A 1,590-nucleotide genomic window follows, 5' to 3' on the forward strand; every position below is an offset into this window, starting at 1 on the left:
GATGTTCGACTTCACCGAACCCAACAGCAACGACGTCTCACGGTCCTGCCCATAGGTCGCCAGCAGCGCCTGCGCCTCGATCGGATCACCCAACGTCGTGCCCGTGCCGTGCCCCTCCACGACATCCACGTCGAGCGGCGACAGACCGGCCCCGGCGAGTGCCTGCCGGATCACCCGCTGCTGCGAAGGGCCGTTCGGCGCCGTCAGGCCGTTCGACGCGCCGTCCTGGTTCACCGCCGAACCCCGCATCACGGCAAGGATCTCGTGACCGTTGCGCACCGCGTCCGACAGCCGCTCCACCACCAGCATGCCGACACCCTCGGACCACCCGACACCGTCAGCGGAGTCGGCGAACGCCTTGCACCGGCCGTCTGCCGACATGCCTCGCTGCCGCGAGAACTCCACGAACAGCTCCGGGGTGGACAGCACGGTCACCCCACCGGCCAGCGCCAGATCACAGTCACCCGACCGCAACGCCTGGGCAGCCCAGTGCAGGGCCACCAACGAGGACGAACACGCCGTGTCGACCGTGACCGCCGGGCCCTCCAGGCCCAGCGAGTAGGCCACGCGCCCGGAGGCGACGCTGGCGGAGCTGCCGTTGCCACGGAAGCCCTCGAACTCCGGGGTGTTCAGCAGTTCCGAGTAGTCGCCGTACATGACGCCGGCGAACACACCGGTGCGGCTGCCCCGCAGCGACACCGGATCGATGGCCGCCCGCTCCAACGCCTCCCACGACGTCTCCAGCAGCAGACGCTGCTGCGCGTCCGTGGCGAGCGCCTCCCGGGGGCTCATGCCGAAGAACTCCGCGTCGAACTCCCCCGCGTCGTGCAGGAACCCGCCGGATCGGGTGTAGGACGTGCCGGTGTGCGCCGCATCGGGGTGGTAGAGGGCGTCGAGGTCCCAGCCGCGGTCGTCCGGGAAGTCGCCGATGGCGTCGACGCCCTCGGTGACCAGCTGCCACAGGTCCTCCGGCGACCGCACCCCACCCGGATACCGGCACGCCATGCCCACGATCACGACCGGATCGTCGGAGAGCGACGGCAGTGCGCCGGCGGGAACCGGGGTCTGCTCAGCGGTGCCGAGCAATTCGTCGAGCAGGTGGTGCGCGAGCGTGGCCGAGGTCGGGTAGTCGAACACCAGGGTCGCAGGCAGCCGTAACCCGGTGGCCGCGGACAAGCCGTTGCGCAGCTCCACCGCAGTCAGCGAGTCGAGGCCCAGTTCCTGGAACGAGCGCTCCGGATCGACCAGTGATCCGTCCACGTGCCCGAGCACGGTCGCCGCCCGCCCGCGCACCAGGTCGAGCACCAGGTCGGTGCGGGCCTCGGCGGGCAGGCCGGCCAGGCGGTGTGCGAGGTCACCGGCCTCGCCGGTGCGTGCGACACCACGGCGGGCCGGGGTGCGGACGAGGCCGCGCAGCAGCGCCGGCACCTCACCGGAGGCCCGCAGTCCCGCCAGGTCCAGCTTCACCGGCACGGTCGCCGGGTCAGTCGCGGCGTCGAACAGTGCCAGAGCCTCGGCACCAGCCAGCGGCAGCACACCCGAACGCCGCATACGCGCCACATCAGCCGCAGCCAACTGCTCGGTCATGCC

General features: G+C 71.4%; 1 protein-coding gene. It reads right to left on the reverse strand.

Features of this window, described 5'->3' with window-relative positions; all coding sequences use genetic code 11:
- Positions 1-1,590, reverse strand: a 1,590-nt coding sequence (locus tag AC07CM_RS50880) for an acyl carrier protein (RefSeq protein ID WP_478883355.1), incomplete at both ends; no start/stop codon positions are given.

The organism is Streptomyces sp. NPDC044061 (assembly GCF_056434305.1).